Origin of the sequence: Micromonospora sp. SL4-19 (assembly GCF_047921475.1) — a bacterium.
Taxonomy (GTDB): domain Bacteria; phylum Actinomycetota; class Actinomycetes; order Mycobacteriales; family Micromonosporaceae; genus Micromonospora.
This window is the reverse complement of sequence record NZ_JBLROB010000097.1, coordinates 1-391: the sequence shown is the minus strand read 5'-3', so window position 1 is coordinate 391 and position 391 is coordinate 1. Positions and strand designations below refer to the sequence as shown.

Annotated in this window: 1 protein-coding gene; it reads left to right on the top strand. The window is 69.8% G+C overall.

All coding sequences use genetic code 11. The annotated features are described in order from the left end of the window. A partial coding sequence (locus tag ACNAVT_RS31845; protein ID WP_416301708.1) for a low temperature requirement protein A occupies nt 1–387 on the top strand: 387 nt, incomplete at its 5' end. Between the last annotated feature and the right edge of the window lie 4 nt (nt 388–391).

The following is a 391-nucleotide window of genomic DNA, read 5'->3' as shown; positions in this document are numbered from 1 at the left end:
AGCCAGATCACCAACCCGCAGATCTCCAACGTGGTACCAGCGCGCGGCCCCGCCGAGCCGCTGCTCTTCGGCGGGGTGATCCTGTACCTCTTCGGCAACATGCTGTTCCAGCTGCGGACCCTGCACACCCTGAGCTGGACCCGGGTGGCCACGATGGGGCTGCTTGCCATCTGCCCCCCGCTGGTCGACCGGCTGCCGGCACTGGCAACCATGGCACTGCTGACCCTGATCTGCGTGGGCATGGTGGCCGCCGAGGTGGTGATCTTCGACGAGGGCCGGCGGGCGCTGCGCCAACTGATCTTCGAGGAACGGACGGCCCACGAGGCGCACGAGGCCGCCTACCGGGCCCGCTGGCACGAGCCGAACGAGCCGGACGAGGGCGAGTGACGCC